At 62.2% G+C, this 3,277-nt stretch carries 3 protein-coding genes; all 3 read right to left on the reverse strand.

The genetic code is table 11. The features are described from left to right. Positions 1-98: 98 nt before the first annotated feature. The 3 genes from VL15_RS27615 to VL15_RS27625 all read right to left on the reverse strand — a co-directional run bounded on the left by VL15_RS27615 (position 99) and on the right by VL15_RS27625 (position 2,974). Complete coding sequence (locus VL15_RS27615) at positions 99-872, reverse strand: fimbria/pilus periplasmic chaperone (protein WP_048249846.1); 774 nt, start codon at positions 870-872, stop codon at positions 99-101. A gap of 89 nt (positions 873-961) precedes the next feature. Next, on the reverse strand, positions 962-1,504 hold the full coding sequence (locus VL15_RS27620) for a fimbrial protein (protein WP_048249847.1): 543 nt from the start codon (positions 1,502-1,504) through the stop codon (positions 962-964). Positions 1,505-2,161: 657 nt separating this feature from the next. Further along, the gene (locus tag VL15_RS27625) at positions 2,162-2,974 is read right to left on the reverse strand and encodes a hypothetical protein (RefSeq protein WP_048249848.1); all 813 of its coding nucleotides are present in this window, start codon (positions 2,972-2,974) and stop codon (positions 2,162-2,164) included. Positions 2,975-3,277: the final 303 nt, after the last annotated feature.

The raw sequence follows: 3,277 nt of genomic DNA on the forward strand, positions 1-3,277 counted from the left end.
GCAAGCCTGCGCCCTGCCCGGGCGGGCATGCTGGGTTTTGCGATGAGAAGGACGTGGCGCGCTAGCCGCGCCGCGCAATCGAAGAGGTCAGCCGCGCATCACTGCGACGGTGCCGCGGAGCGGAGCCGCAATGGCGTCTCGCTGCTGACTGCGCCGCCGTAGTCATTCAGCGCCGTGAAGTGCACGGTGGCGCCAGCCGCGTCGGGCGCATCGCCCTTCAGCGGGAACGCACGCGTCTCGCCCGGCCCGACCATGCCGCCATCGTCGAAGATCGCGCGGCGGCCGCCCGACTGCACGCTGATCATGGTCAGCGAAACATGGAACGGCGTCGGGTTATGCGCCTCGATGGCCGGCTTGCCGTCGACCTGTGTGAGGTGCCACGTGAGCTGCGCCGGCGCATCGGCCGACGAACCCTTGAGCTTGTCCGGGCGATAGAACACCTTGATGCGCGAGCGGAACGCGAGCTGGATCCGGTTCATGTCCGCGTCCGCCGCGCTCGCCTTGGGCGGCACTTCGAGCACGTTGAGCCAGAACACCGACTCGCGATCCTCCGGCAGCGGCTCGCCGGTATAAACGATGCGCAGCGTCTGCGACTTGGACGGATCGATCCGCGCAATCGGCGGCGTAACGGTGAACGGCACCTTGATATTGGACGGTGCGCTGCGCACGTCACCTGCATCGACCCACGACTGCACGAGCGCCGGCGCCTGGCCTGCGTTCGAGAGTTTCAGCGTGACCTCGGATTCGCCCGCGCCGTAGATCACGCGCGTGCCGCCGATCACCACCGACGCGTCGGCGGGTGTCGCCAGGTAACCGAGCCATGCGATACATGCGGCGACGGTCGAGAATCTGAGTGCTTTTCGGGACTTCATGGTTTGGATCGATGCAGGTGGCGTACAGGAGGGGAGGAACGAAATCGTTTCGCCCCGCCCTACCTTATTATGTATTTCTAAATAACCGATTACTGATAAACGAGCGAATACATGACGCTCGACGTCGCGGCACCGGCCGTTGCGGCGCCGGTGGCGTAGTATTCCGCGAGGTAGTTCAGCGTGGCGGTGCCGGTGGCGGTGATTGCAACCGACTGTGAGTTCTGCGAAGCGTCGGCGGCACCAAGCTTGATGGGCGTATAGTCGCCGTTCAGCAGGCGAATCTCGACGTTGGTCGCGCCGCCTGCGGTCAGGAACAGGTTGCCGGTGGCGGTGTCGACCGTCGGGCCCGGTTCGAAGTAGGCGTGGACTTTGCCCGACGCCGGCGTGCAGGCCGTCAGCGCGATGCTGAACGCCTTGGCGCTGGCAGTTTGGCCCGCGGCAGCCAGCGCGCTGGTCGACACGTTCAGCAGCGGAACATTGAAGTTGTTCGAGTTGCTGCCATTGCCGTTGATCGTGCAAGTTTGCGCGGTTACGCTGCCGGTGAACGTGATCGTGCCGTCGGCTGCAGATGCGACTTGCGAAGCAGTGGCGGCGCCCGCGAGCAACAGCGCGGAAATGAGTTTGGTTTGCATGGGTTTTGTTTCAGAAGCGATCTGGATGGATTCACGACGCCGAGGCGATATTTACTCAATATCGCCACGCGTTATCCAATGAAAAGCGCGAATAAAACATTGCATGGACGGATGCATTGCTTTCGATCCGGCTGTCCCTGGACTTCGAAAATATTACCCCGACCTTTCTATCGGTAATATGAACTATTGTCACCATGCAATCGTGACCGATGCGGCGCGGAATCTTCGGGCCGGCTGGTGGTGAAGAGGTCCGCGGCCCCAACGTAAGCGAAACTGCTCCAGCCGATAACCTGTCCCGCAGCCCAGTGCCTGAAGTGCTTTTCGATCGAGCAATTGCTTCCTCCGACATCCTCAAAATCAGGTGTCAGATTATGCAATCGCTCGAAAACCCTCCGCGGTTTCCTGCGATAAACCAATTTTTCGCAAGGCGCAAACTTTTGCGCTGTCGCTTGCTGAAACCGCCATTTGAAAGTCGCCGCCCACTTGTTCGACCGATCAAATCTTTCATCGGTGCATTTCGCGCACGGCTGTATTGTTCCGACCGGACGCCGACTACGCCGCGGTCTCACCCAATCGTGCAGAGAATCGGCATCGAAGCAGGAGACATGCGTGCACGCCGGAAGCCGGTCAAGATCATCGCCTCGTACAGGAAAGACGCTACTTCGACAAACGCAGCTTCTTCGACAGCACGACACCGCTCGACGGACTCACCAGCCAGATGGCATGGATATCCATGTGCACCCTGGAAATCCTGGTCGTAATGTCCGTCGGCTCCTCGATGCTCGGATCGACATGGTCGATTTGTTCGGTCAGGTAAGGCCGAACCAGGCGCCCGGAAAAAGCGAGTGCGAAGTCGCCATGCGTTTGGGCGTACACGGCGGGCGAAAGCTGCATGCGGCTACGAACCGAGGTCAATTTGCCTTGCCCGGAATCGAGTTCGATGATGTCGACCTGCTGGATATACCCTTTTGCCTTCGCTTCGGGTGCAATCACGAGCCCTCGCCCTCGTGGCCCCGTCGTGACCTTTCTGAGCAGGATGCCCGTCCGGTCGTCGCGCTCTGCGTCGAACAGGTCGACGTCCAGCGTCAACAGGTGCTGCTGTGACCGGTACCGCAGCCCGTACCGCACCGGCACCACGAACGTCACGTCACGATCCAGATCGACGGCCGCCAGGTCGGGATTCGGGCCATGCCGGTCGGCAGCGCCGGAGACCAGGCCGCGAACCCGGCCGCTCAAGGAAGGCGGGACGGTGCTGATGTGCAGCCGCTTCAGGGCATCCCGAATGGCAACCGGGTCGTCGCCGACAATCGGTCGTGCGGGTGACGTGTCGTGATTGACAGCGGTCGCGATGCGCGTCGTGCCGTCGACAGCCTCCGCCTCCGCATGCGCCGCGACTGGCGCCAGCATCATCGTCAGGGCGACGACGCACACGAAGTTCGAACGACCCAGTCTGGATTTCCGGTGAAGCACGACGAACTCCTGATTTTCTTGCAGATCGGTCAACGACGAGCACTATAGGGTGGAATGATCGGCAACGCACCCGCTGTTTGAAATTCACCGATGGCCGGCGCGCCTCATCGTAGGCGCATTGTCGGCCCGGCGGCAGGTCGACAGGCACACTACCGTGTTGCCCGGGCGACAACAACCGGCCGGAAGCGAGCGGCGGCGGCTTCCCGCGGCGCATTCGCAAGGCTGCCGTTTGACTAGCCGACGGACCAACCCGGAACCCGGGTCGACTCATCCACCACCCGCCGCACCCCGCGAATCCCTCCC

The organism is Burkholderia cepacia, assembly GCF_001039005.1.
In the GTDB taxonomy this organism is placed as follows: domain Bacteria; phylum Pseudomonadota; class Gammaproteobacteria; order Burkholderiales; family Burkholderiaceae; genus Burkholderia; species Burkholderia theae.